24 protein-coding genes are annotated in these 25,879 nt (G+C 70.3%); 9 read left to right on the forward strand and 15 right to left on the reverse strand.

What is annotated here, in order from left to right; translation table 11 throughout:
• Positions 1-53 precede the first annotated feature (53 nt).
• The gene (locus AVP41_RS14390; protein ID WP_067166145.1) at positions 54-2,030 is read left to right on the forward strand and encodes a M13 family metallopeptidase; all 1,977 of its coding nucleotides are present in this window, start codon (positions 54-56) and stop codon (positions 2,028-2,030) included.
• Between the two features lie 75 nt (positions 2,031-2,105).
• Positions 2,106-3,104: a serine hydrolase gene (locus AVP41_RS14395; protein ID WP_231902780.1), complete on the forward strand. Its 999-nt coding sequence runs from the start codon at positions 2,106-2,108 to the stop codon at positions 3,102-3,104.
• Positions 3,105-3,309: 205 nt separating this feature from the next.
• On the opposite strand, the gene purU is transcribed toward AVP41_RS14395, so the two are convergent.
• The 6 genes from purU to AVP41_RS14425 all read right to left on the reverse strand — a co-directional run bounded on the left by purU (position 3,310) and on the right by AVP41_RS14425 (position 10,080).
• Positions 3,310-4,191, reverse strand: a complete 882-nt coding sequence (gene purU / locus AVP41_RS14400; protein ID WP_067166147.1) for a formyltetrahydrofolate deformylase — start codon at positions 4,189-4,191, stop codon at positions 3,310-3,312.
• Positions 4,192-4,292: 101 nt separating this feature from the next.
• Positions 4,293-4,919, reverse strand: coding sequence for a GntR family transcriptional regulator (locus AVP41_RS14405; protein WP_067166150.1), 627 nt, complete (start codon positions 4,917-4,919; stop codon positions 4,293-4,295).
• A gap of 295 nt (positions 4,920-5,214) precedes the next feature.
• Positions 5,215-6,609, reverse strand: coding sequence for an MFS transporter (locus AVP41_RS14410; protein ID WP_067167154.1), 1,395 nt, complete (start codon positions 6,607-6,609; stop codon positions 5,215-5,217).
• A gap of 194 nt (positions 6,610-6,803) precedes the next feature.
• Positions 6,804-8,330 carry an alpha-N-arabinofuranosidase gene (locus tag AVP41_RS14415; protein ID WP_067166152.1) on the reverse strand — a complete coding sequence of 509 codons (1,527 nt, stop codon included), beginning with the start codon at positions 8,328-8,330 and terminating at the stop codon, positions 6,804-6,806.
• Entirely contained in the window at positions 8,315-9,400 is a 1,086-nt protein-coding gene (locus AVP41_RS14420) for a Gfo/Idh/MocA family protein (protein ID WP_067166154.1), read from the reverse strand. Before AVP41_RS14420 ends, AVP41_RS14415 begins: the two co-directional genes overlap by 16 nt.
• A complete protein-coding gene (locus AVP41_RS14425) occupies positions 9,379-10,080 on the reverse strand; it encodes a ThuA domain-containing protein (RefSeq protein WP_067166157.1) in 702 nt (233 codons plus the stop codon). Before AVP41_RS14425 ends, AVP41_RS14420 begins: the two co-directional genes overlap by 22 nt.
• Before the next feature lie 91 nt (positions 10,081-10,171).
• Here AVP41_RS14425 and AVP41_RS14430 point away from each other — a divergent pair, with 91 nt between their 5' ends.
• A complete protein-coding gene (locus AVP41_RS14430; RefSeq protein WP_067166160.1) occupies positions 10,172-11,179 on the forward strand; it encodes a LacI family DNA-binding transcriptional regulator in 1,008 nt (335 codons plus the stop codon).
• Here the strand turns inward: AVP41_RS14430 and AVP41_RS14435 are convergent.
• Positions 11,167-13,038, reverse strand: a complete 1,872-nt coding sequence (locus AVP41_RS14435; protein ID WP_067166162.1) for a beta-L-arabinofuranosidase domain-containing protein — start codon at positions 13,036-13,038, stop codon at positions 11,167-11,169. The two genes, AVP41_RS14430 and AVP41_RS14435, sit on opposite strands and share 13 nt — an antisense overlap.
• Before the next feature lie 71 nt (positions 13,039-13,109).
• Between AVP41_RS14435 and AVP41_RS14440 the strand changes: the two genes are divergently transcribed.
• On the forward strand, positions 13,110-15,287 hold the full coding sequence (locus AVP41_RS14440) for an alpha-galactosidase (RefSeq protein ID WP_067166165.1): 2,178 nt from the start codon (positions 13,110-13,112) through the stop codon (positions 15,285-15,287).
• Positions 15,284-16,588: a glycoside hydrolase family 27 protein gene (locus tag AVP41_RS14445; RefSeq protein ID WP_231902781.1), complete on the forward strand. Its 1,305-nt coding sequence runs from the start codon at positions 15,284-15,286 to the stop codon at positions 16,586-16,588. The genes AVP41_RS14440 and AVP41_RS14445 overlap by 4 nt, the downstream gene beginning before the upstream one ends.
• Before the next feature lie 34 nt (positions 16,589-16,622).
• On the opposite strand, the gene AVP41_RS14450 is transcribed toward AVP41_RS14445, so the two are convergent.
• The 3 genes from AVP41_RS14450 to AVP41_RS14460 all read right to left on the reverse strand — a co-directional run bounded on the left by AVP41_RS14450 (position 16,623) and on the right by AVP41_RS14460 (position 17,885).
• The gene (locus tag AVP41_RS14450; RefSeq protein ID WP_067166168.1) at positions 16,623-16,904 is read right to left on the reverse strand and encodes a hypothetical protein; all 282 of its coding nucleotides are present in this window, start codon (positions 16,902-16,904) and stop codon (positions 16,623-16,625) included.
• Positions 16,905-17,037: 133 nt separating this feature from the next.
• Positions 17,038-17,538, reverse strand: a complete 501-nt coding sequence (locus AVP41_RS14455) for a GNAT family N-acetyltransferase (RefSeq protein ID WP_067166170.1) — start codon at positions 17,536-17,538, stop codon at positions 17,038-17,040.
• The gene (locus AVP41_RS14460) at positions 17,535-17,885 is read right to left on the reverse strand and encodes an ArsR/SmtB family transcription factor (RefSeq protein ID WP_231902782.1); all 351 of its coding nucleotides are present in this window, start codon (positions 17,883-17,885) and stop codon (positions 17,535-17,537) included. The genes AVP41_RS14455 and AVP41_RS14460 overlap by 4 nt, the downstream gene beginning before the upstream one ends.
• 92 nt (positions 17,886-17,977) lie before the next feature.
• Here AVP41_RS14460 and AVP41_RS14465 point away from each other — a divergent pair, with 92 nt between their 5' ends.
• From AVP41_RS14465 to AVP41_RS14475, 3 genes are read left to right on the forward strand one after another with little or no spacing between them, the layout of a single operon-like run.
• Positions 17,978-18,268, forward strand: coding sequence for a hypothetical protein (locus AVP41_RS14465; RefSeq protein WP_442922797.1), 291 nt, complete (start codon positions 17,978-17,980; stop codon positions 18,266-18,268).
• A gap of 3 nt (positions 18,269-18,271) precedes the next feature.
• Positions 18,272-19,036 carry an aquaporin gene (locus AVP41_RS14470; RefSeq protein WP_067166175.1) on the forward strand — a complete coding sequence of 255 codons (765 nt, stop codon included), beginning with the start codon at positions 18,272-18,274 and terminating at the stop codon, positions 19,034-19,036.
• Positions 19,033-19,437: an arsenate reductase ArsC gene (locus AVP41_RS14475; protein ID WP_067166177.1), complete on the forward strand. Its 405-nt coding sequence runs from the start codon at positions 19,033-19,035 to the stop codon at positions 19,435-19,437. The genes AVP41_RS14470 and AVP41_RS14475 overlap by 4 nt, the downstream gene beginning before the upstream one ends.
• Before the next feature lie 65 nt (positions 19,438-19,502).
• Here the strand turns inward: AVP41_RS14475 and AVP41_RS14480 are convergent, their stop codons facing one another.
• The 5 genes from AVP41_RS14480 to AVP41_RS14500 all read right to left on the reverse strand — a co-directional run bounded on the left by AVP41_RS14480 (position 19,503) and on the right by AVP41_RS14500 (position 24,615).
• The gene (locus AVP41_RS14480) at positions 19,503-20,573 is read right to left on the reverse strand and encodes a Gfo/Idh/MocA family protein (RefSeq protein WP_067166180.1); all 1,071 of its coding nucleotides are present in this window, start codon (positions 20,571-20,573) and stop codon (positions 19,503-19,505) included.
• A complete protein-coding gene (locus tag AVP41_RS14485) occupies positions 20,570-21,331 on the reverse strand; it encodes a ThuA domain-containing protein (RefSeq protein WP_067166183.1) in 762 nt (253 codons plus the stop codon). The genes AVP41_RS14480 and AVP41_RS14485 overlap by 4 nt, the downstream gene beginning before the upstream one ends.
• Before the next feature lie 43 nt (positions 21,332-21,374).
• A complete protein-coding gene (locus tag AVP41_RS14490; protein ID WP_082829273.1) occupies positions 21,375-22,283 on the reverse strand; it encodes a carbohydrate ABC transporter permease in 909 nt (302 codons plus the stop codon).
• Positions 22,283-23,248, reverse strand: a complete 966-nt coding sequence (locus tag AVP41_RS14495; protein WP_067166185.1) for a carbohydrate ABC transporter permease — start codon at positions 23,246-23,248, stop codon at positions 22,283-22,285. Before AVP41_RS14495 ends, AVP41_RS14490 begins: the two co-directional genes overlap by 1 nt.
• A gap of 98 nt (positions 23,249-23,346) precedes the next feature.
• Positions 23,347-24,615, reverse strand: coding sequence for an ABC transporter substrate-binding protein (locus AVP41_RS14500; protein ID WP_067166188.1), 1,269 nt, complete (start codon positions 24,613-24,615; stop codon positions 23,347-23,349).
• A gap of 255 nt (positions 24,616-24,870) precedes the next feature.
• On the opposite strand from AVP41_RS14500, the gene AVP41_RS14505 reads away from it, so the two are divergent.
• The gene (locus AVP41_RS14505; RefSeq protein WP_082829274.1) at positions 24,871-25,872 is read left to right on the forward strand and encodes a LacI family DNA-binding transcriptional regulator; all 1,002 of its coding nucleotides are present in this window, start codon (positions 24,871-24,873) and stop codon (positions 25,870-25,872) included.
• Positions 25,873-25,879 lie beyond the last annotated feature (7 nt).

A 25,879-nucleotide genomic window follows, 5' to 3' on the forward strand; every position in this document is an offset into this window, starting at 1 on the left:
CGCGGGGAGATCGGCCCGGAACGGCGTCGCCGCGGACGCCTATCCTGGAAGGCATGACCGACTCTCTCCGCTCGGGCATCGAGCTCGCCGAACTCAGCGCCGACATCCGCCCTCAGGACGATCTCTTCCGCCACGTCAACGGCGCGTGGCTGGAGCGCACCGACATCCCGGAAGACAAGGCCCGCTGGGGCTCGTTCCACCTGATCGCCGAACAGGCCGAGAAAGATGTGCGGGCGATCATCGAGGAGTCGCAGTCGGCCGAGCCGGGGACCGAGGCGCGCAAGCTCGGCGACCTCTACGCCAGCTTCATGGACGTCGAGCGCATCGAGGGCCTGGGTGCTACGCCGTTGGCCGGGCAGCTCGCCCGCGTCGACGCGATCGGCGACGTCCCGTCGCTGCTGCGCACGATCGGCGAGCTGGAGCGGGAAGGCGTCGGCGGCGTCGTCGGCACCTACATCGAGCCCGACCCGGGCAACCCCCAGCGCTACGTCGTGTTCTTCGTCCAGGGCGGGCTGTCGCTCCCCGACGAGAGCTACTACCGCCTCGACAACTTCGACAAGACCCGCACCGCGTTCCGGTCCTACGTCTCCACGATCCTGGGACTCGCGGAGGTGGCCGACGCCGACGCGCAAGCCGACCGGGTGCTGGCGCTGGAGACCGAGCTCGCCACGCACCACTGGGACAACGTGCGCAGCCGCGACGCGGTCGCCACCTACAACCTGATGTCGTGGGAGGCCGTGGGTGAGCTGGTCGGCGTCGACCTGGGACCGTGGCTGACGGCCGTGGCGCCGGGGCACGAGGCGGGCTTCGGCGAGATCAACGTCAACCAGCCGAGCTATCTCGAAGGCCTGGGCTCACTCCTCACGCAAGAGCGCCTCGAGGACTGGAAGGCCTGGCTGCGGCTGCACATCGTGCGGGCATCGGCTCCCTTCCTCTCCAGCGCCTTCGTCGACGCCAACTTCGCCTTCTACGGCACCGAACTCACGGGCGTTCCCGTCAACCGCGAGCGCTGGAAGCGCGGCGTGGGGTTCGTGGAAGCGGCGATGGGCGAGGCGGTCGGCAAGGTCTACGTCGAGCGGCACTTCCCGCCGGCGGCCAAGGGTGCGATGGATGAACTCGTCGCCAACCTCATCGAGGCCTATCGCCAGTCGATCTCGACTCTCGAGTGGATGACCGACGCCACCCGGGAACGCGCGCTGGAGAAGCTCGCGGCCTTCACGCCCAAGGTCGGCTACCCCGTGAAGTGGAAGGACTACTCCGCTCTCGAAGTCGATGCGACCGACCTCATCGGCAACGTGCTGCGCACCAACGCGTGGGAGCACGATCGTCAGCTCGCGAAGCTCGGCGGTCCGATCGACCGCGACGAGTGGTACATGACGCCCCAGACCGTCAACGCCTACTACAACCCGCTGATGAACGAGATCGTGTTCCCGGCGGCCATCCTGCAATACCCCTTCTTCGACCTGGAGCGCGACGCGGCGGCGAACTACGGCGGCATCGGCGCGGTCATCGGCCACGAGATCGGCCATGGCTTCGACGATCAGGGGAGCGCATTCGACGGCACCGGAGCACTGAACGACTGGTGGACCGACGAGGACCGCGCCGCGTTCGAGGAGCGCACTTCGGCCCTCATCGCCCAGTACGACGCCTTGGTTCCTCTGGGCCTGTCCGAGGAGCACACCGTCAACGGTGCGCTCACGATCGGCGAGAACATCGGTGACCTCGGCGGTCTGGGCATCGCGATCAAGGCGTACCGGCTCCACCTGGCCGCCCAGGGCGAGAGCGGCGACGGACCGGTGATCGATGGGCTCACGGGCATTCAGCGACTGCTCCTGAGCTGGGCGCAGATCTGGCAGCAGAAGGGGCGGGATGCCGAGACCATCCGCCTCCTGACGATCGATCCGCACTCGCCCAACGAGTTCCGCTGCAACCAGATCGTGCGCAACGTCGACGAGTTCTACACGGCGTTCGACGTCACCGAGGGCGATGCGCTGTGGCTGCCCGCTGAGCAGCGCGTCACCATCTGGTGACGTCGGGGCCCGAGCACTCCTCGGGCCCCACCGTCCGCGCCCGTCCGGCGCATCCCCTCCGTTGGAAGGACCAGCGTGACCGCGGCCGACTCGCCCGAACCGCAGCCGCCCCTCTCGCGGCGTCGTGCGGCACCTGGGGCCGCCCCGATACCGGATGCCGCACCGGAGTTCCGGCGTCGCCCGCCCGCACGCGCCGGCGGCCGACGTGACGCTCCGCTCCGGCGCTCGCGCCGCGTCGTCGACGGCCGTCGCGCGTTCGCCGCGTCGACGCGGGCGCTCGACGAGCTCGCCGCCGCGGGCGCCCAGGTCTCGGTCCGGGTCGTCGACCTCGACCGCGGCACCGACATCCTCGCCGGAGATGACCATCTCATCCTCCCGGTGGGGGGAATGGGTGTCGTCGCGCTGCTGATCGAGACGGCGGCGCAGTTCGAGACCGGGGCGCTGGACCCGCTCGCGATCGTGGAACGGTCATCGGTCGAGCCCGTGGAGGTCGCGGGGTTGTGGCGGCACCTGAAGGCACCTGCGCTGCCGGTGTGCGATCTCGCGGTCTTGACGGCGGCGACGGGAGACGCGATCGCGGCCAACGCGCTCCTCTCCCGGGTGGGCCTGGATGCGGTGCGCGAGCGACTGGAGCGGATCGGCCTGGTCCGCACGGCGCTTCTCGACGGGTTCCGCGACCGTCGCGGCCCCGACGACGCCCCGCACGTCTCACTGGCCTCCACGGGGGAGCTCGCCACGCTCTTCGCCGCGCTCGTGAACGCGCAGGTGGTCTCGCCCGCCGTGAGCGCTCAGGTGTCGGAGTGGCTGAGCCTCAACACGGACCTCTCGCTCGTCGCGGCCGCCTCGGGTCTCGATCCGTTCGCCCACGACGACGATCGGCACCAGCTGCTGTTCGTGAACAAGACCGGGCGGGCTGACGGCGTGCGCTCCGAGGCGGGCGTGCTCGCGGGCCCCCGCGCCGGCGTCGCGTACGCCTTGACCGTGTGCTTCGACGACCTCTCGATCTCCCACCGGCTCCGCGCCCACGAGGCGTTCCGCCTTCTGGGCGTCGACCTCATGGAGTACATCCACTGACGCGGCACCTCCACCGATTCCTTCCCCTCCTTCCCCTCCTTCCCCCCCTTCCCCTCCTTCCCCCTATGCCGAGAGCACATGCTCTCACCGAGCGCATACGTCTCGTGCGTCACCAACATGTGCGTTGGACGAGAGCATGTGCTCTCGGCGATGAGGCGAGGCGGGGCGAGGCGAGGCGGGGCGACCCGCGCGCGGCCCGTGCGGGTCAGAAGACGATCGTGTGGTTGCCGTGGGGGATCACGCGGTCCTGTGCGTGCCACAGGACGGCGCGCGACAGCACCTGGCGTTCCACGTCGGCGCCGCGGCGCGCGAGCTCGGCGACGGTCTCGGCGTGGGTGACCCGGATGGTGTCCTGCTCGATGATCGGGCCCTCGTCGAGGTCGCTCGTGACGTAGTGGCTCGTCGCGCCGATGAGCTTGACCCCGCGCTCCTTCGCCTTCTTGTAGGGCTCGGCGCCGATGAAGGCGGGGAGGAAGGAGTGATGGATGTTGATGACCGGCACTCCGACCTCGTCCAGGAACTCGGGCGAGAGGATCTGCATGTAGCGCGCCAGCACCACGAAGTCGACGTTGCCGACGAGGAGCTTCAGGATCTCCCGCTCCGACGCCGACTTGTCCGGCCCCGCCACCGACGGGACGTGGAAGAAGGGGACCCCGAAGGTGCGGACGTCTTCCGCGGTGGTCGTGTGGTTGGAGATCACCATCGGAATGGTGACGGGGAGATCGCCCCGGCGGTGCCGCCACAGCAGGTCGAGGAGGCAGTGATCCTGCTTCGACGCGAGGATCGCCATCCGCTTCGGCACCGACTGGTCGGTCAGTGACCATTCCAGCTCGAACGGAGCGAGCGTCTGGGCTACCTCGGCCTCGATCGTGGGCCGGTCGGCGGCGAAGTCGGGGCGGTGGAACACGACCCGCTGGAAGTAGGCGCCGCCGCGGGGGTCATCGGAGTACTGGTCGAACGCAACGATGTTGCCGCCGATGCGCGTGATCATCGCCGAGACGGCGGAGACGATTCCGGGGCTGTCCTTGCCGTGCACGATGAGGCAGGCGTGGGCGGGAAGGAGGTGCGGGTTGTGCACGGGAGGCATGCCTTCGATTCTGCCGTGCATGGCCGCGGAACGCGGCATCGGGCGCGCCCGTTCCCCGGCGCTCCGCCTGCTCAGCGCGGACGGCGGGAGATCGGTCGGCGTCATTCGATGCCGTGCAGACGCCGGATGAGGTTCTCGATCGTCGGGCTCCGCGCGGCGAGCGCATCGCGAATCTCGACGCAGAGGGCATGCTCGCGCCGCGGCTCGTCGGGAAGCAACGCCGAACGCGAGAGCGAGCGGCCGAGGGCCAGCTCGACTTCGACCATCAGGGCGTGGTGAGCGCTGTTGCCTGAGTGCTCCGACAGGGTGGAGAAGAGCTGCCAGCGTGCGAGGGAGGCGGCCGCCGGGTCGTCGAGCGCGTCGATCAGTCGATCGGCGAGAGACACCGCGTGGGCCAATGCCGACGGGCTGGCGCGCTGGACGGCCATGCGCGCCGCGATGCCGGCGGCGTATCCAGCCAGTTCGAGATGCTGGCGGACGGTCGCGGCGTCCACGACGGTCACCCGAGTGAACCGGCTCGGCTCGATCTCCACGAGGCCGACGCGCTCCAGCCGCAGCAAGGCCTCGCGCACGGGCATCCGGGACACATTGAAGCGGTCGGCGAGCTCCTGATCGCGGAGTCGATCTCCCTCGGCGAGCTCACCGCGCACGATGGCGCCTCCGATCCGGCGGAACACCTCGTCGGCCAGCACGCGGCGCCTCGGAGTGAGCACGTCGTCGTCGTCCATCGAAGCCTCCCGCTGGACAGGTCAGCCTAGTCGTCGGTCGCACCGGGGTGGCAAGGGAGGCGTCGGGGTCGGTGCGGACCTGTGCAACCGTCCCCGACGCCGCGCCCCAGCTGAGCCGTGGCGCCTCGGACCGAGACCCCCATCTCGTCGATGTCCGGGCGCTCACCCCCGGGGGTATCTCTCCTCCCGGAGACCCCTGCTCCGTTATCGATCCTGCCGCGGCCGAGCCGATATACCGGTATGAAACAGAGCGGCATCGAGCGCGCCCGTTCCTTGCTCGCGGCGCTCCGTCGGCTCAGCGGGGGAGCGCGGGATGCGCCTCGACGGCGGGCCGGTTCGGGATGAACACGGCGATGACGAGCGCGACCACGGCCGCAGCGCCCCCCAGCACGAACGAGAGCTGGAACGCCCCCGCCGTCGGCACCGCCACGCCGTCCTGCACGGTGGAGACCGTCGCCAGGACGGCGCCGACGACGGCGGCCGCGGTGCTCGTGCCCAGTGAGCGGAACAGAGCGTTGAGCCCGTTGGAAGCGCCCGTCTCGTGCTGGGGCACAGACCGCATGATCAGCATCGGCATCGCGGCATAGCCGAACCCGATGCCGACGCCGACGAGGAGATTGGCCACCAGCAGGTGCCACACCTCTGAGGAGAACGCGAGGGTGAAGCCGTAGGCGGCGATGAGGGCGATCGCTCCGAGGACGAGGAGGCGCCGCGGGCCGACGGTGCGCGCGAGGCGACCGGAGAACGGCGAGAGGACCATCATCACGAGGCCCGCCGGCATGATGATGAGACTGGCGGCCAGGAGTGACAGCCCGAATCCGGCCGGCGGCGGCAGTTCCAGCAGCTGCGGGTACGAGACGTTGGAGGCGAACAGCGAGAAGCCCATCGCGATCGACGCGATGTTCGTCAGGAGCACGGGGCGCCGGGCGGCGACCCGCAGATCGAGGAGGGGCTCCTCGATGCGCAGCTCGAACCAGCCCCACGCCAGGAGCACCACGAGCCCGCCGAGCCCGAGCGCGAGTACCGCCGGGGACGCCCAGCCCCATTCGTTGCCGCGGGAGATCGCCAGGAGCAGTGCCGAGAGCCCGAGCGCGAGCCCGAGAGTGCCGACGTAGTCGAAGCGCCCCGCCGTGCGCAAGACGCTCACCGGCACGATCCACATCACGAGAGCGAACACGACCGCTCCCAGGGCGGCCGACATCCAGAACAGGGCGTGCCAGTCGGCGTACTGGGTGACGAGGGCACTGAGCGGCATGCCGAGGGCACCGCCCACGCCGAGGGTCGCGCTGATCAGGGCGATGGCTCCGTCCACGCGGTCCTCGTGCAGGATGTCCCGCAGGATCGAGATCCCGAGCGGAACGACGCCGGTGACCGCGCCCTGGAGCCCTCTGCCGACGATCACTCCGACGATCCCGGGGGACACCGCGGCAATGATCGAGCCGACCACGAGCGCGGCCAGCAGGGCGAGCACGATACGGCGCTTGCCGTACATGTCGCCGAGCCGCCCCGCGATCGGGGTGACGACCGCGGCAACCAGGAGGGTCACCGTGACCACCCACGCGGTGTCCTCGCGGCTGGCGTGGAGCAGCTCGGGCAGGCGGGCCTGGATCGGAACGACCAGGGTGAACATGAACGAGGAGCACAGCCCCGCGATCGCGAGCACCGCGACGACGGCGCCTTGCGGCGGGATCCGCGTGAGCCGGCGCCGGGCCGAGTCGTCGCGAACCATCGTTTCAGGCTAGTGGCGATCCGCGGGCCCGGGGCCGTCTCCCCCGAGGTCGGTCGTGCGAGCGTCAGACCTCCGCCACGCGTTTCTCGGCCGCGATCGCGCCGCCGGGGTCCGACAAGGCCGAGCGCTGCCGCCGGCCTCGCTCCGGTCTCTGGTCAGTCGACGTCGAGCTCCACAGTGGCGAAGGAGTGCGGGGGAAGCCGCAGCGACAGGATCCCGTCGACGAGCGTCGCCTCGAGGGGAGCCGGGGCGACGGCCTCGGGGGTGTCGACGTCGTTGAACGCGGCCGTCGAGTCGCCCGTCAGCACGCGGGCGCGAGCCACGCGCGCGCCGCGTCCGCGCAGGTCCACCGAGACGTCGAGATCGCTCTCGGCGCCCAGATGAGTGAGGGAGAGGAGCGCCTTCCCGTCCTTCGTCGAGGCCGAGCTCGACACGAGCGGCAGCTCGGCGCCGCGCGCCGTCGTCGAGGGGGTCTCCAGCACGTGCACCGGGAGCGACTGCGCGTCCTGGTGCCCCTTGTTCATCTCGAACACGTGGTACGTCGGCGTGAGCACCATCGCATCGCCATCGGTGAGGATCATCGCCTGGAGCACGTTGAGCGTCTGGGCGATGTTCGCGATCTGCAGGCGGCGGGCGTGCCGGTGGAAGGCGTCGAAGTGAATCCCGGCGACGAGGGCATCGCGGACGGTGTTCTGCTGGAAGAGGAAGCCGGGGTTCGTGCCCTCCTCGACGTTCCACCACGTGCCCCACTCGTCGCACACGAGCGCGATGCGGCCGTCGGGGTCGTAGGTGTCCATGACGGCGATGTGGCCGCGGAGGATGCGATCCACCTCGGAGGCGTAGGCGAGCGTGTCGTAGTACTGCTCGGTGGTGAACGCGGTGGCGTCCTCCGTGTTGATGCCCGATCCGGAGTGCGTATAGAAGTGGAACGACACGGCCTGGTACACCGGCTTGCCGTACATGGTGCAGCCGACGCAGTCCAGCGCCTCCATGAGGGCTCGCGTCCACTGCAGGTCGCCCTCGTTGGCCCCGGCGGCGATCCGCATGAGCGTGTTGCCGCTGTGCTCGCGGCAGAACGTGGCGTACTTGCGCGCCTCGTACGCGTACTGCTCGGCGCTCATGGTGCCGCCGCATCCCCACGGCTCGTTGCCGAGACCCCAGAACGGCACCTTCCACGGCTCGTCGCGCCCGTTCGCGCGGCGCAGGCGCGCCATGGGACTGTCGTCACCGCGGGTGAGGTACTCGACCCACTCGCTCATCTCCTGCACGGTTCCGCTGCCGACGTTGCCGGCGATGTACGGCTCCGCGCCGAGCAGCTCGCAGAGGTCCATGAACTCGTGCGTGCCGAAGTGGTTGTTCTCCACGACGTCGCCCCAGTGGGAGTTGACGACACGGGGCCGCTCGTCGCGCGGGCCGATGCCGTCGCGCCAGTGGTACTCGTCGGCGAAGCAGCCGCCCGGCCAGCGGAGGTTGGGGATGTCCAGCGCACGGAGGGCCGCGACGACGTCGCTGCGGATGCCGCGGACGTTCTCGATCTCGGAGTCCTCGCCCACCCAGAAGCCGTCGTAGATGCAGCGGCCGAGATGCTCGGCGAAGTGGCCGTAGACGTGTCGGTTGATCGTGGCGCCGGTGACGTCGAGATCGACGACGAGTCGGGCGGTCGCGGTCACGGAGTTCTCCATTCGGTAGCGGGCTTCAGCGGCACGAGGTCGGGCCGTTCGACAGTCGTGGTCAGGTGGTGGCGCGTGCCGTCGGCGGCCGCGGCGAGGAGTTCGGTCATGATTTCCAGGACATGGAGGCCCAGGGCGCCGTCGGCGCGGCCGTGACCGCGGACGAAGTCGATGAGGCCAATCCCGCGGGCAGCATCGGCATATCCGGCGCGGGCCGCGATCGGAGTCCAGCCGGGGGTGCCGAGGGCGCTCACGCGCACCTCGCCGTCGAACATGTTCGGGTCGGGCACCGAGACCGAGCCGAGCTCGCCATGCACCTCGATCGGCGACGCGCCCGTGGCGACGGCATCGAAGCTGAAGGTCACCGTCGACAGCGCCCCGTCGGCGTGGGCGAGCACGCCGGTCACGTGGGTGTCGACCTCGACGGGGATCTCCTCGCCCGCCCGGGGACCGGAACCGATCGTCCGTACGGTGCGGGGGCGGGAGGAGGCCCCCACGACCGAGACGACGGGACCCAGGAGGTGCACGAGCGAGGTCACGTAGTACGGCCCCATGTCCAGCAGCGGTCCGCCGCCGGCGCGGTAGTAGAAGTCGGGCTGCGGATGCCAGAGCTCGTGCCCCGGGGCGACCCATGTCGCGACGGCCGAGAGCGGTCGCCCGATCGCGCCCGAGTCGACGACGGCGCGGGCGGTCTGGACGCCGGTGCCGAGCACGGTGTCGGGCGCCGCGCCCACCCACGCCTCGCCGCGGTGCGCGAGGAGGTCCACACCGTCGGCGAAGGCCGCCGTCAGGGGTTTCTCGCCGTAGACGTTCTTCCCGGCGGCCACGGCGGCGCGGGCGATCTCGGCGTGAGCGGCCGGGATCGTCAGGTTGAGCACGGTGGCGACCTCGGGATCGGCCAGCAGCTCCGCGACGGACAGCGCACGGCATCCCGCGATGCCTGCCGCCACGGCGGTCGCCCGCTCGTGGTCGAGGTCGGCGACGGCGACGATCCGGATGCCGGGGTGGCTCGTGAGCGTTTCGAGGTAGGTGCCGGAGATGACGCCGAGCCCGATGATGCCTACGCCGTGCGGGTCGCCCACAGCATTCCCCTCTCGATGACGGTACGGACGGCCGGCTCCCGCAGCACGTCGAGGCTGTGGCCTGGAGTGGCGACGAAGACGCGGCCGCGGCCCCACAGGCGGGTCCAGATCGCGGGCGACGTGATCGGGCGGTGCCACGGGTGGTAGGGCTGGACGGGGTGGGTCGTGGTGGCCAGCACGTCGATCAGGTCGTCGTGCAGCACCCAGTACTGCTCGGTGAGGAGCGGGAAGTCGCCGAGCCCGGCGGTGATCTCGTGATCGCGGCCGAGCTCGGTGATCTCCACGGTGTAGGGCAGGAAGTTGTCCGACTCGTCGCCGCGGCACTCGTCGGGGTGCTTCGATGGGTGCGTGGCGAACTGTCCGCCCACGAGCTGCAAGTAGTCGGAGTTCTCGCGATACGAGTCCGCGATCCCGCCGTGCCAGCCGGCCAGCCCCGTTCCGGCCTCGACCGCGGCGCGAAGGCCCCGGAACGCCTCGGGGGAGATCTTCGACATCGTCACCGATTGCAGCACGAGGTCGGTCGCCGCCATGACCTCGGCATCGGCGTAGACCTCGTTGTCCTCTTCGACGCGCACGTCGTAGCCGTGCTCGCGGAGGAAGGGGAGGAACAGCTCGGTCGCTTCGACGGGACGGTGGCCGTCCCAGCCGCCGCGGACGACGAGTGCCTTCTTGGCGGTCATCGGTGATCCTTTCGGCTTCGCTGCCTGTGACGCGCCCTCACGATGTCACGCCGGGGATGCGCGCCGCTGAAATGTGCGCAAAAATGGCGGGATGACGACGTCGGGACGCGCGACCCTCGCTCAGATCGCCCACGAGGCCGGGGTGAGCACCTCGACGGTGTCGCGCGCGCTGCGCGGGCGAGGGGAGATGGCGGCGCCCACCCGGGCGCGGATCCTCGCCGCGGCTCGGCGCCTCGGCTACGCGCGGGAGGACGAGCCGCGGGGTCGCCCCCGCACCGGGACGGCTCGCCTGTTCGACCTCGTGCTCGGCCACTACCACGACCCCTACACGGACGAGGTGACCGCCGGGGCCCACCAGGCGGCCGCCGAGCTCGGATACGACCTCGTCCTCACCGCCGAGAGCGACGATCCGGGAGACGACTGGCCCATCCGGGTGCGTGGCCGCGGTTCGGCGGGTGTCGTGCTGGGTCTCATCCGGCCCACCCTGAGCCAGCTCACGGTGCTTCGCGACGCGGGCATCCCGATCGTGCTGATGGAGCCCCCGTCGGAGGCGTCGGTCGAGTTGACGAGCGTGCGCACGACCGACCGGGCGGGAGCCGCCGAGGCCGCCGCTCACCTGATCGAGCGGGGTTGCACGCGGTTCATCGTCGTGGCCGGTGCGCCCGCCTACCGCTACGGACGGGCGCGCGTGGAGGGCTTCACCCGCACGGTGGAGGAGCTCCTCCCCGGCGCGCCGCTGATGCGCGTGCAGGCGGGATGGGAGGCCGTCCAGGCGCGCCAGGCGGTGCTGCCCGCGCTGCGATCGCTCCCCGGGAGCGGGCCGGTGGGACTGTTCGCCTGCTCCGACGAGATGGCGGCGGGAGCCTACCGGTCGATCGCGGAGCTCGGGCTGCGGGTGCCCGCAGACGTGCGGGTCGTCGGCTTCGACGACGTGCGCGGCGCGAGATACCTCCAGCCCGGCCTCACCACGGTGCGCCAGCCCATCCGTGAGATGGCCTCGGCCGCGGTCCGCGCGCTCGTCGATCCCGATCTGCCGATCGGCTCGGTGATCGAACTGCCCACCACCCTCGTCATCCGGGGCTCCACTCATGCGGGATGAACCGGGAAGTAGACGCTGAAGCTCTCGTCGGCGATCGTGTGGAGGGGAGCGAACCGGACCGCGCGCGGTTGACCGACGGTGCGGTAGCCGGTGAGCCACTGCGACCACTGGCGCTCGTTGTCGACGGCGAGGAGGGTCTCGGGCCGTGCCGCGTCGCCGGAGAGCGCGATCTCCGCGTCGACGAGTCCCGCGAGGACCACGGGCCCCTCGACGAACGCGACCGTCGTGGGCTCGTCGGGGATCGGCACGGCGCGGACGGTGTGCGCGAAGTCGACCTCGACGGTGGTGACGCCGCCGGCGTGCGGAACCTCCAGGGCGCTCCCCTGGCGGGAGGCACCGTCGGCGCCGCGGACGGCCGGCTCTCCGGCGGTCCACTCGGGAACGCGCAGGCGGAGCGTCTGCGCGACGGGTGAGTCCAGGCGCACCCGCACTCGCCACGCGCGGGGGCGGTGCAGGTCGCCCGCCTCCCCCGCGTTGGAGTCGGGACCGACGTAGCCGGCGTGATCGACCAGCTCGACCGTCAGCCGGCCGCCGCCGGGAAGGCCGGCCTCCACCGGGATGTACTGCGCGACGGTGATGGCTGCCGTTCCGTCGTCGCCGGACGAGGTGTACACCCCGAGCGAGGCGTGGCGGGTGTGCGCCTGCACGAGGGTGCCGTGGCAGCACCAGAAGTCCTCCGTGGGAGAGCCCCACGTCTTGCGTGCGCCGCCGTGGAGCGGCAGGAAGTAGGCGACCATCCCGGTGTCGGGGTGCTGCTGGGCGAGGATGCCGTTGTAGAGGTTCCTCTCGATGTAGTCGGCGTAGGCGAGGTCGCCCGTCCAGCGCAGCAGGGTGTCCGCCAGCCGGATCATGTTGTAGACGGAGCAGTGCTCCTGGGTCTTCTCGCCGCGGCGGGCGGCGAAGGCGTGAGGCGGCGTCCAGATCTCACCCGAGGTCTGTCCGCCCGTGGCGAAGGTGCCCCGCTGGGTCACGGCGCTGTCCCAATACGCGGTCACGATCCGCCGCCACCGCTCGTCGCCGGTCACCTCGTACGCCCGCGCTGCCCCGAGGACCTCGGGGATGGTCGTGTTGGCGTGCATGTTGGTGAGCACGTCCCGCCCCGCCAGCAGCCCGTCGAACAGCGACCGGTGCGTGTACCGGTCGAGGAGCTCGACGTACATCGGGTCACCGGTGGCCTCGAGGAGATCGGCCCACACCTCCAGCATGCCCCCGGTCTCCACCTCGAGGATCCGCTGAAAGGACTCGTCGTCGAACGTCCGTGCCCAGGCGAGCAGACGTCCGGCCGCGGCGTGAGCGATGTCCCGAGCCCGCTCTTCACCGAGCTCGCGCGACACGTCCACGAGTCCCATGAGGGTCTTGTGGATGTCGTACTGGGGCGCCCACACCTCCCGTCCGTCCGCGAGCCGGTCGAGGAAGGCGGGCGGGATCGCGAACACCCACCCGTCGCCGTTCTCCCGCTGGCAGAGCTCCAGGCCGTCCAGCACCTCGGTGAGGGTGGCGCGCAGGTGGGCGTCACCGGTGACGGCGATCTCCCTTGCGGCGGCTGAGAGCCAGTGGCCCACGAAGTGTCCCCGCAGGAGCGATCCGGGTGTCTCCCACCCCCAATGGCGGTCGAGCCCGCGGGATTCGGCGTCGTCGCGCGACGGGTGGAGGTGCCAGGCCTGTGAGCCGATGCCGGCTTCGATCAGGTGGTTCTGGAGCAGATTCGGAGCCCGGAGTGATCGCAGGTAGTCCCGGTTGAGCCGGCGCCGATCCTCGAAGAGACCGGGGCGCAGGCGTGCCGCGCCGGGCGCCAGTGCGGTGAGTGCCGCGAGGGGTCGCGGGGTGTCGACGTCGGACGGAGCAGCGGTGGCCGTCATGGCTCGAACCTCCTCGGTGAGATCGATCTCTCACTGTACTTCGCGGGGTGGATTGCGCAACACTGGGACGCATGCCTTCCGCAAGGATCGTCCATGTCTTCACCGGTGAAGTCTCCGTCGTCATCGCCCAGCGCGGGGCCGCGCTGCCGGCGATCTGTCACTGGGGGGAGCGGATCGACGTCGCCGACGACGCCGTGCTCGCGAGCCTCGCCGATGCCGTCCTCTCCCGCCCTGGAGCCGTGATTCTGCCGGAACACGCCGAGGGGTGGGGCGGCCGCCCGGGACTGTCGGTGCACCGCGCGGGCGTCGCGTGGACGCCGGCGTTCGAGGTCGAGAGCCTCTCGCTCGGCGGTGAGCCGCTGGCTCCGGAGGCGGTCGTGCAGAAGCGGGTCGCGGGGCCGGAGGAGGGCCTCGTCGTCCTGCGCGCGATCGACCGGTGGGCCGGGATCCACCTCGAGCTAGAGATCGATCTCACGCCCGAAGGACTTCTCCGGACGCGTACCGTCGTCCGCAATGTCGGCGACGGCGAGGACCCCCTCGACGTGCTGGAGGTCTCGCCCCTTCTCGCTGTCCCGACGCGGGCGACCGAGATCCTCGACTTCGTCGGACGATGGGCGTTCGAACGGGCGCCGCAGCGTCATCCCGTCGCGATGGGTATCCACGCGCGGGAGTCGCGGCGCGGCCGCACCGGGCTCGACGCGACGGGCGTGATCGCGGTGGGGGAGCCCGGCTTCAGCGGGCCCGCCGGTGCGGTCTGGCTGCTCCACGTCGGCTTCAGCGGAAACCACGTCCACGCGGTGGAGCGCACCGACGGCACGCTGGCGCTCCGCGGCGGTGAGGTGCTCCTCCCCGGCGAGGTGCGGCTGGCGACGGGGGACGCCTACCGCACCCCCTGGGTGTACGGCAGCTTCGGGAACGGTCTCGACGCGGCGTCGTCGCGCTTCCACCGGCACGTGCGCGGTATGAACCGCGCGGCGGCGCGGCCTCGCCCCGTGACGCTCAACATCTGGGAGGCGGTCTACTTCGACCTGCGACCCGATGACCTCATCGATCTGGCCACGGCCGCCGCCGAGGTCGGGGTGGAGCGTTTCGTCGTCGACGACGGCTGGTTCCTCGGGCGCCGCGACGATCATCGCGGCCTCGGCGACTGGATCGTCGACCCCGAGATCTGGCCCGAGGGCATGGGCCCGCTCGCCGACCACGTGCGTGCCACGGGGATGGAGTTCGGCCTCTGGGTGGAGCCCGAGATGATCAACCCCGACTCCGACCTCGCCCGCGCCCACCCCGACTGGATCCTCCGGGCCCGGCCGGAGCTTCCGCCCGAGGCGCGCTTCCAGCAGGTGCTGGATCTCACCAACCCCGAGGCGTTCGCCCACATCCTCGAGGCGCTCGGAGGGCTCGTGCGCGACCTCGGCGTGGCCTATCTGAAGTGGGACCACAACCGCGACCTCGTCGCCGCCGGCCACCCCCACACCGGCACGCCCGCCGTGCACGAGCAGACGTGGGCGCTGTACCGGCTCCTGGACGAGCTGCGCGAGCGGCACCCCGAGCTCGAGATCGAGTCGTGCGCATCGGGCGGGGGACGGGTGGACCTCGGTGTGCTCGCGCGCACCGACCGCGTACACACGTCGGACAACCACGACGCGCTCGACCGCGCGCGCATTCTCCGGTGGACGGGGCTTCTCGTGCCACCCGAGATGCTGGGGTCGCACGTCGCCTCGTCTCCCTCGCATGCCACCGGCCGGCATCACGACCTCCACACGCGGTGCGCCATCGCCTTCCTCGGCCATTTCGGCTTCGAGCTCGACGTGCGGGCCGTGAGCGACGAGGAGCGAGCGCAGCTGCAGCGCTGGGTGGCGCTCTACCGACGGTTCCGCGGCCTGATCCAGCAGGGGAGGGTCGTCACCGACGACGGGCTCGCGTCGCTGCGGGGCGTCGTGGCACCCGATGCCTCCGACGCGCTGTACTCCATCGTCACCCCGCCGCACTCGGCCGACACCTCCGCACGGGTGCGGCTGACGGGCTTGTCTCCGCGCACGTCGTATCGCATCGAGGCGGCGCTTCCGTCGTGGCTCGGTCCGTCGGACTACCGGCCCGCCTGGGCCGATGCCGCGCCCGCGCTCGGCTCCGACGCCACCGGTCCGGTGTTCTCCGGCAGCGCGCTCGCCGCCTTGGGCCTCGAGATTCCGCTCTTCGCCCCCGATCGGGCGCTGCTCGTCCGCGCCGCCGCGGTGGGAGGCGACGCATGAGCGCGTCCGAGACCGCCTCGGCGCACCCGACCGGGATGAATCCGGAACGGCGGGTGCGGGCGGAGCGTCCGCCGATGGGGTGGAACAGCTGGGACTGCTTCGGCGGATCGGTCACCGAGGCGGAGGTGCTCGCCAACGCGGAGTACCTCGCCGACAACCTCCGGGGCTACGGCTGGAACACCGTCGTGGTCGACATCCAGTGGTACGAGCCGGACCCCGGTACCCACGACTACCGCGAGGCGTCCGACGCCGTCCTGGACGACTGGGGGCGGCCGCTGCCGGCGCCGGGCCGGTTCCCCTCGGCGGCGGGCGGCTCCTTCCGGCCCCTCGCCGACCGTGTCCACGCCCTCGGGCTGCGCTTCGGCGTGCACCTCATGCGGGGCGTGCCGCGTCGTGCCGTCGAGCGGGCTCTTCCTGTGCTCGGGACGGAGGTGACCTGCGCCGACATCGCCGACGAGACCCGGCTGTGCCCGTGGAACCCCGACAACGTGGGGGTCGATGTGACCCGCCCGGGAGGACAGGAGTACTACGACTCGCTGATGGCCCTCCTCGCCGAGTGGGGCGTGGACTTCGTCAAGCTCGACGACGTGCTCTATCCGCCGGTCGAGTCCGCGGAGATCGCCGCCGTCTCACGTGCCATCGACCGGAGCGGACGGCCGATGGTCCTCTCGCTGTCTCCGGGGCGGGAACTCTCCCTCGCGCACCTCGAAGAGTTCCGCGACGTGGCACAGATGTGGCGCATCTCCGACGATTTCTGGGACGACTGGGCGCAGCTGCGCGAACAGTTCCAGCGTGCGGCGCGCTGGGCGCCGCACCAACGCCCGGGGGCCTGGGCCGACGCCGACATGCTTCCGCTCGGGCGCATCGGCATCCGCGCGCACGTCGGCGGAGACCGGCTGAGCCGCTTCACGCTCGACGAACAGCGCACCCTCCTGACGCTGTGGTGCCTCTTGCGCTCGCCGCTCATGTTCGGCGGTCATCTTCCCGACACCCCGGACGACACGCTCGCGCTCCTGACGAACGACACCGTCCTCTCGCTCCTGGGCGGCGAGGGCAGCCGTGAGATCGTGCGCGACGGTGACCTCGTCGTGTGGGAGGCCTCGGTGGCGGGCCGGGCGTTCCGTGCCGTCTTCTGGCTCGGAGACGAACCGCGGGACTACCGGGCGCACCTCGCGGGTCTCGGGCTCGCCGACGCCGCGCGTGCGGAGGACGTGTGGACGGGCGAGGAGCTCCCGATAGAGGGCGCGGCGGTCCCGCTCACTGTGCCCGCTCACGGGGTGCGCCTGATCGCCTTCGACTGAGACCCGCGGCGGGGTCACTGGGTCGGCGCGGGTCTCAGCCGCAGTGGACGCGGAAACGGGCGGTCCCTGCGACCGAGCGAAGTCCCCCCGACGCCGACGTCTCGTAGACGTGAGCCTGGACGTTGATGCACTGACCCGACCGCTGTGCGGTCGTGTACACCGGCCCTGCGTAGGAGGCGTACGCTCCCCGGTCCTGTGACCACGTCGTCTGGCCGGCCACTTGAATGCCGACGTAACGCTGGAGCTTCACGCCGCGCGTGGAGCCCACCGCGGTGTGGACCGCGCAGTTCTTCTTGGCGCTTGCGCTCCAGTACACATCGAGTGAGCCGGAACGCGCGGAGGCGTAGCGCCTCGGGTCGCCGTTCCTCCTCAGCGAGGTCGCTTTGCCAAGAGACGGGCACACCATCAGCGTACGGAGGCTCCGTCGGGGCGGGAGAGTCGCGCGTGGCTCAGCGTCGGCGGCGCTCGACGAGGATGGTGTCGCGCCAGGTGCCCGCCCACGGGCCATGGTTCATGTAGGCGATCCGCTCGCGGTGCCCGACACGGCGAAACCCGGCCCGCTCATGAAGGCGGATGCTCGCCGCGTTCTCGGGGAAGATGCTCGACTGGACGGTCCAGATTCCCGCGGCGTCCACGTCGCTCAGGAAAGCGTCCAGGAGCGCTGCGCCGACGCCGTGACCCCGCGCGCTGGCGGCGACGTAGAGGGAATGCTCCACGACGCCGCGATACATCGGGCGCGTGGAGACGGGCGAGGCGGCGATCCATCCGACCACGGCCCCGGTGGGATCGATGGTGACGAGCCTGCCGACGCGGAGCTTCCCCTCGTCGAAGTGCTCCCAGGTCGGAGTCTCGCTCTCGAACGTGGCGTTGCCGCTCAGGATCCCCTCGCGGTAGATCGGCTCGACGTACGGCCAGTCCGCGGCGATCATGGCCCGTACGGCGAGCGTCATGGCCGCAATGCTTGCGAGGCGGCGTCGAGAGCATCCGTGACCACGCGGTAGTAGGCCCACTTGCCGCGTTGCTCGCGGGTGGCAAGACCCGCGTCGACGAGCTGCTTCATATGGTGCGACACCGTCGGCTGTGAGAGCCCCACGGGATCGGTGAGGTCGCAGATGCACGCCTCGCCGCGGGGGGCGGCGGCGATGAGCGAGAGGAGTCGGACGCGGGTGGGATCACCGAGGGCCTTGAACGTGCGCGCCGTGCGTTCTGCGTCCGCCACGGAGATCACGCTTCCCGTGACCGTCGCGCAGCAGACGTTGCCCTCTGTGGAGGCGATCAGGGGCAGCTGAGCGGGCATGGGGCGATCTTCTCACATCATATTGACATTCGTCGATGCATCGGCGAGTGTCTTTCCATCGATGTCCGTCGATGCAAGCGGAGAGGATCGTCATGGACGATGCGTTGCCTGTGGTCGTGATCGGCGCCGTGGGGGCGAAGTCATACGGTCGTGCGCCGACGTTCCTTGCACTCACCGGTTACGAGCAGGTGCGCAGCGTTGTGGCCGAGCTCTCGGGGGATCATGAAGCCGCGCGCCGGATCACGCTCGTGGTGCCGGAGACGGGCGTCTGCGGCGGCAGGGGTTCGTTCGATGCGCCCGCCCCCGTCTCGCCGCGCGATGGGTGTTGCGCGTCGCCGGTACAGCAACGCCTGGACGTCGTCCCGGCCGACGCGACAGCTTGACCCATGGCGATCGATTCCCCGGCGCCGCGACGGGCGCGGCGTCACGTCGCGCGACGACTGGCGGCGGAGTTCGTGGGAACGGGAATGCTCGTCGCCGTCGTCGTCGGATCCGGGATCGCCGCTCAGCGGCTGTCTCCCCACGATGCCGGGCTGCAGCTCCTGGAGAACAGTATCGCGACGGCCCTCGGCCTCGGGGTGCTCATCGTGACGCTCGCGCCGGTGTCCGGAGGGCACCTCAACCCGGTCGTCTCGCTCGTGGACTGGGCGCTCGGTCGCCGTTGGGGCACCGGGCTCCCGCCGAGCGAGGTCGTCTTCTACATCGGCGCACAGATCGTCGGCGGCGTTGCCGGCACCGTCCTTGCGAGCGTCATGTTCGACGTCTCGCCTGCACTCTCCGAGACCCCGCGGTCGACGCCTGGTCAGCTCGTGGGTGAGTTCGTCGCCACCGCTGGCTTGGTCGTGGTGATCTTCACGCTTGCCCGCACGGCAACGCTGCCCGTGACGGCAACGGCCGTCGGCGCGTACATCGGTGCGGCGTACTGGTTCACGAGTTCGACGTCGTTCGCAAACCCGGCTGTCACGATCGCCCGTATGTTCACCGACACCTTCGCCGGGATCTCGCCCGGGTCCATCGTCCCGTTCATCCTGGCCCAACTCGGCGGCGCCGCCGCCGGGATGGTATTCACCCTCGTTCTCCATCGGACTCCGGCCCGCGTCGCCGGCTCCGATGCCCGGCCACCCACGACCATCCCGGAGGAGCACTCATGACCGACATCACCAAGCCCGCCGTCCTGTTCGTCTGCGTCCACAACGCGGGCCGATCGCAAATGGCCGCGGGCTATCTGCGCGCGCTCGCCGGTGATCGTATCGACGTCTTCTCTGCCGGCAGCGAGCCCGGCGATGCGGTGAATCCGGCCGCTGTCGCTGTCATGGCGGAGGAAGGTATCGACCTCGTCGGCGCTGTTCCTCAGATCCTCACGACTGACGCGGTGCGTCAGGCAGATGTCGTGATCACGATGGGATGCGGTGACGCATGCCCGATCTTTCCCGGGAAGAGATACGAAGACTGGCTGCTGACAGATCCTGCCGGTCAGCCCATCGAGGTCGTCCGATCCGTCCGCGACGACATCAAGGTTCGCGTCGAGCAGCTGGTGTCGAGCTTGATCTGAGACGCGAACTGCGGGGCGGCTCAGGAGGCCGGATCGACGTCGTACCTGCTGGTGATGGCGACGCGTCAGGCGCGTCGGGGCGCCGGCTCCGACCATGCCCGCAAGACCGCGGCGACCTCCGAGGGTGCGGCGGCGACGGCGCGCGCGTGGGCGTCGGCGAACAGTTCCGCGAACTCGACGGGGCGGCCCGTCGCGGAAGAGGCGACGGCTCCTTCGACCATGGCCAGGCTCCAGATGTTCGCGTGTACCTCTCCCGAGGGGGGAGCGCCGCCGTCGAGCGCGGTCAGGAACTCGTCGAGGGCTCCGTCGAGTCCCTCGGCGGCGTCGGGGAGCTCCGCCGTCCGTGGCTCGTCGCTCGCCTGCACGCGCACGGTCGTCTCGCCGTCCCACGTCGCCGATCCGCCCGCCGCCGACGCGTGCCAGTCGCCGTTCCACGACGTCATGAGGCCGTCGGCGCACCAGCTCCCCGAGTAGGAGAAGCGCGCGCCGCCCGCGAAGCCGAACACGGCGTCGGCGGCCGCGGCGCCCCGGTACCAGCTCCACGGCGGCGAGAACTCCTCGCAGTACACCCGCGTCGGTTCGTCGTCGAGGAGAAAGCGCGCCTGGTCGAAGGTGTGGATCGCCATGTCGCGCAGGAGCGGGCTGTCCATCTCGTCGCGGAAGCCGCCGAAGCGCGGGTTCTGGAAGAACCTCGCCGAGAGTTGGGCCGCACCGCCGTAGGGGCGGAGCGCGTCGCGGAAGGCGATGATGCCGCGGGAGAACCGCCGAGACTGGCTCGTGGCGACGAGCGTGCCGGTCAGCTCGCTCAGGGCAGTCAGCTCGAGCCCTTCCGCGAGGGTCTCGGTGAGCGGCTTCTCGCTCAGCACGGGCACGCCGGCCCGCAGGGCTGTGGAGCTGACGGCGAGGTGCGCGGCGGGGATCGTGACGTTGAGGACGATGTCGGCGGACCCCGCCGCGAGGGCATCGTCGAGGGAGGCGAAGACGGGCAACTCCATCCCGCGTCGCCCGAGGGCATCGCGGGCGGCGTCGGGGCGGAGGTCGACGACGGCCGCCAGGCGCACGTCGTCGCGGCGGGAGACCGTGTCGATCCAGGCCTCGCCCATCGGGCCTGCGCCGACGAGGACGACGTCTCTCATTCCTGCGGCTCTCCGTTCCACTCGCGCGGCGTCTCGTAGTCGCCCTCCTGGTACATCGCCAGGCGCGGCAGCGTCCGCGGTCGGTCCTGATGCGCCCACCGGGCGGCGTTGGCCAAGACGCGCTGGATCGCGGCATCGTGGTACACCGGGTAGTCCTGGTCGCCGGGGGAGAAGTAGAAGATCCGTCCGTGCCCACGGCGATAGGTCATGCCCGAGCGGAACACCTCGCCGCCGGAGAAGTTCGACACGAACACGAGCTCGTCGGGGGCCGGCACGTCGAACGGCTCGCCGTACATTTCCTGCGCCGAGATCACGAGCGGCTGGGGCACGCCGTCGGCGATCGGGTGCGTGGGATCGATCGTCCACACGAGCTCCCGATCCTGCGCCTGACGCCAGCGCAGCGAGCACGTGGTGCCCATCAGCCGGATGAAGATCTTGGAGAAGTGGGCCGAGTGGAGCGGCACGAATCCCATGCCCGCCAGCACGTGCCGGTGCACGCGGTCCACGACCTCATCGGCGACGGCGTCGTGGCGGATGTGCCCCCACCAGAACAGCACGTCGGTCTGCGCCAACCGCTCCTCCGTGAGACCGTGCTCGGGATCGTCGAGGGTCGCGGTCTCCACCACGGCGTCGTCGCCGAGCACGCGGCGCAGGCCCGCCGCGATCGTGCCGTGCATCGTGTCGGGATAGATCAGCTGCGGCACCTCGTGGTGCTTCTCGTGGTGGTTCTCACCCCAGACGAGGATCCGGATCGGCATCAGCGAGCCCTCTCGAGGTCGGCACGGCAGGAGGCGGACGCGATCATCCCTTGAACGCTCCGTCCATGATGCCGGCCACCATACGCCGACCTACGAAGAAGAAGACGATCAGCAGGGGCAGTGTCGCCATGAACGAGCCGCCCATCGCGAGGGCCACGTCGACGAGACGGTTGGCCTGCAGCTGCTTGAGCGCGATCTGCACCGTGAACAGCTCTTCTGACTTCAGGACGATGAAGGGCCACATGAAGTCGTTCCACACCGCGGTGAACGTGATCAGGCCCAGCACGAACGCGGCCGGCCGCACCACGGGGAACGCGATCCGCCAGAAGATCTGCCACGAGTTCGCCCCGTCGATCCGCGCTGCCTGGATGAGCTCGTCGGTCACGGTCGTGGCCATGTGCTGGCGCATCCAGAAGATGCCGAAGGCGCTCGCGAGTCCCGGGACGATGACCGCCTGGAGGGTGTCGACCCAGTCCAGCGACGAGATGATCAGGTACTGCGGGATCACCGACAGCTGCGCGGGCACGGTCATGGTGAGCAGCACGATCACGAAGAGCACGTCGCGGCCGGGGAAGTGCAGCTTCGCGAAGGCGAAGCCCGCCAGCGCGCAGAGGATCGCGGTCACCACGGCGACCGTCGTGGAGACGTACACGCTGATCAGGAGCGAGTTGATGAACGGCACGGTGTCGAACACCTTTGCCGCCACCTCGAAGAAGTTGCCGCCCGGCAGGAACTTGGGCGGATAGGAGGTGACCGCCGTCGCCCCGATCGAGGCGATGACGAACATGTAGTACAGCGGGAAGACGCTGATGATGACCGCGATCCACAGCGCGAGGTAGACGAGCCAGTGCACGCGCCCGGCGCGGCCGCGACTGCGGCGCGGTGTGCGGCCCTTTCCGCCCAGCGGCGGTGCGGCGGGGAGTCGGGTGGCGGTGTCGAGCGTGTCGGCCATCAGCGGTCTCCTCGCGTGCGGGTGGACAGGAAGAAGTTGATGAGGGCGGCGATGACGACGATGACGAAGAGCGCGACGCCGATCGCCGAGCCGTAGCCGAACTCGAACTGGCCGAAGCCCTGCTCGTAGAGGAACAGCGCGAGCGTCTGGCACTGCCGCGCCGCACCGCAGGTGAGGCCGGTCTCGGGGGCCACGAGGAGCGGTTCGGTGAAGATCTGGAGCCCGCCGATCGTCGACATGATGACCGTGAAGATGATGATCGGGCGGAGCGAGGGGATCGTCAGGTGGATGAACTGCTGCCAGCCGGAGGCGCCGTCCACCGCGGCTGCTTCATAGATCTCGCGCGGGATCGCCTGGAGCCCCGCTAGGTACAGCAGGGTGTTGTAGCCGAACCACCGCCAGAACACCATCGCCGAGATCACGGTCCACGATCCGGTCTGGCTAGCGAGGAAGTTGACGGGATCCTGCCCGATGAGCTCGAGGAACCAGTTGACCAGTCCGAAGTTCTTGTCGAAGATCTGGCCGAACACGATCGCGGTCGCCGCCACCGAGGTGATGTACGGGACGAGGAGCGCCATACGGAAGAAGTTCGCCAGCTTGAGCGTCGCGTGGTTGAGGAGGTGCGCCAGCAGGAGCGCGAGGGCGAGCTGGGGGATGGTGGAGAGCAGGAAGATCCCGAAGGTGTTGACGAACGCGTTCCAGAACCGCGGATCTTGCAGGAGCCGCTCGAAGTTGGCGAGGCCCACGAAGGTCTGCTCTCCGATGGGGTTCCAGTCGAACAGCGCCACGTAGAAGGTGAACAGCAGCGGGAATAGCCCGAAGACGAAGAAGATGACGAAGAACGGGGCGACATAGCCATAGGGAGCCAGCCGTTCCAGGCGCGACTCCCGGATGCGCGTCGACGGCGGTCGCTTTCGCCGGCCCTTCTGAACGGGGATCGCGGTCTGAGTGGCGGTCGAGGTCATGTGGCCCTCCGGGGGTCGCAGGATGGTGGGGACCGGCGCGCGCCCGTCCCGACGGAAGGAGGAAGGGGCGGCCCGGTGACCGGACCGCCCCTGGGGACTCAGCCGCCCGCGACCGCCTGGTCGGCGGCGTCGACGCCGGTCTGCCACGCGTCGGCGGGAGCGGTGTTGCCTGCTTCCATCGCGATGAGGGCGTTGAGGAAGGCGCCGCCGATCGCGCTCGTGTCCGGACCGTTGTAGAACGAGCTGAAGTTGAGCACCGAGTCGCTGATGACCCGCCCGATCGGGGAGTCGCCGAAGAACTCGTCGGTGTAGCCCTTCACTGCGTCGCTTTCCAGGGCGGCATCGGCGGCGGGGAAGGTGCCGCTGCGCTCGAAGTGCTCGATCTGGCCCTCGGGTGACTGCATCGTCTGGATGTACTGCCAGGCGCCGGCGGGGTTCTTCGCGCGCGCCGGGATGGCCAGGCAGCTGCCGCCCCAGTTGCCGCCGATGCCGGGGAGGGAGGTGACCCGCCACTTGCCGGCGGTGTCGGGTGCATCGTTCTTCAGGCCGCTGAGGATCCAGGAGGGAGCGGTCGTCACGGCGAAGGCGCCGTTGGCCTTGCCGGGGCCCCATCCGGTCGACCACGCGTCGATGTGCGCGCTGATGCCGGCCTCGTACGCGTCGACGCCCACCTGGAAGGCGTCCTTGACCTCGGGGTTGTCCGCATAGATGGTCTTGCCGTCGGCGGAGTAGTACTTCTGGCTCACCTGGTTGACGGCGGCGAAGAAGATCGTCGTGCTGACGTTGTCGACGAACGGCTCGCCCGTGGCCTCGGTGTACTTCTCTCCGAGGGCGATGAAGTCGTCCCACGTGGACCATGCCGCGGCCACCTCGTCGGGGTCGGTGGGCAGGCCCGCCTTCTCGAACAGGTCGGCGCGGTAGGCGAGCCCGAGCCCGCCGACGTCGGTCGGGAGGCAGATGAACGATCCGTCCTCCGCCGTCGAGGCGTCCACGGCCCAGTCGAGGTAGCCCTCGCCGAGGTCGTCGCCGCCGAGAGTGCGCAGGTCGATGAAGTTGCCGGGGTTGGCGACGAACTTCGGCAGGTCGTCGCCCTGGATGAGCACCAGGTCGGGGACCTTTCCGCCGGCCAGCGCCGCCGTCAGGGCGGTGGCGGTCTCGGTGGTGCTTCCCACCTCGCTGAGCTTGACCTTCGCGTCGGGCTTCTTCTCGAGGTACGCGTTGACGGCGTCCTTCTGCCCGATGCCGGTGAAGGACCAGAACTCGAACTGTGCGTTGGGGTCGCCGTCCTTCGGGGAACCGCCTCCGCCGCTGCAGGCGGTGAGGGTGAGGGCGACCACGCCCAGGGTGGCGACAGTGATGGCGGGCATGCGATATCTCACGACAATTCCTCTTCTCTGGGGAACTTGCGGGCGCCGCGCGTCGGTGCGGGCGCAGAGATCGTTCTCTCGTGCCCCGCAGATTAGCCAGGGCCCTGGGGGCAGACAAGAGAGTTGCGCGAAAATAACCGACACGGCGGATCTGTGCAGGGGAGGGTCGTCGCGGGCCCCGAAACGACGCGTCTCGCAGTGAGGGATCGTTCTCTGAGGCGTGGTTAGACTGAGCCCGTCGTGAAGGAGCCACAGATGTCTCGACCAACGATCGTCGACGTTGCACGAGCCGCCGGAGTCTCGCGCGCCACCGCAGCGCGCGTGCTCTCGGGCGCCACCACCGTCGACCGGCGCATGGCCGAAGCGGTCGAGCGCGAGGCGTCGCGGCTGGGTTACGAGACCAATCACGCCGCGCGGATCCTGCGGGGCGGGCGCGCCGGAGCGATCGGGCTCGTGGTGGCCCTCAACGAGCTCGACAGTCTGCGGGGCACCTTCTTCACGGCGGTCCTCAAGGGGGCCGCGATGGGGCTCTCGGCCGGCGAGGTGCAACCGGTCCTCCTCCCCGCCGAGACCGAGGACCATCGCCGGATCCCGCGATTCCTCCGCTCGGGAGCGGTGGACGGAGCCATCGTCATCCTGCAGCACGAGATCACCCATCTCGCGGACGACCTAGCCGACTCCCCGGTGCCGATCGCATGGGTGGGGCAGCCCGGCGACGTGCTGGCTGCCAACGCGTTCGTCGTCGACTCCGACAATCGCGGCGGGGGCGCGCTGGCGGCTCAGGCGCTCCTGCGCGCCGGGCGTCGCCGGCTCGGCATCATCACCGGCCCGAGCGACATGCTCCCCGCCAACGAGCGCGCCCGCGGGTGGCACGACGAGCTCGCGGCCCAGGGAATCGCCGTCGGCGCGTCGGCGCACGGCGACTTCACGATGGACGGCGGCGCCGCGGCCATGGCGCGTCTCCTGCAGCGCGACCCGCACCTCGACGGCGTCTTCGCCTCGTCGGATCTCATGGCGGCCGGCGCCTTGCCGGTGCTGGAGGCGGCGGGCCGGCGCGTGCCGACAGACGTGGCGCTCATCGGATACGACGACGTGCTGATCGCCGCGACCTCCGACCCGCCGTTGACGACCGTCCGCCAGCCTCTGGAGGAGATGGGGCGTGCGGCCGCGGAGGCGGTGCTCGCCGCCACCCGCGGGGAGGACGCGCCGCGCGTGCAGATCCTGCCCACGAGTCTGGTGACCCGTGAATCGCTCTAGCGCGGAG

The organism is Microbacterium sp. TNHR37B, from assembly GCF_001620065.1.
Classification (GTDB): Bacteria; Actinomycetota; Actinomycetes; order Actinomycetales; family Microbacteriaceae; genus Microbacterium.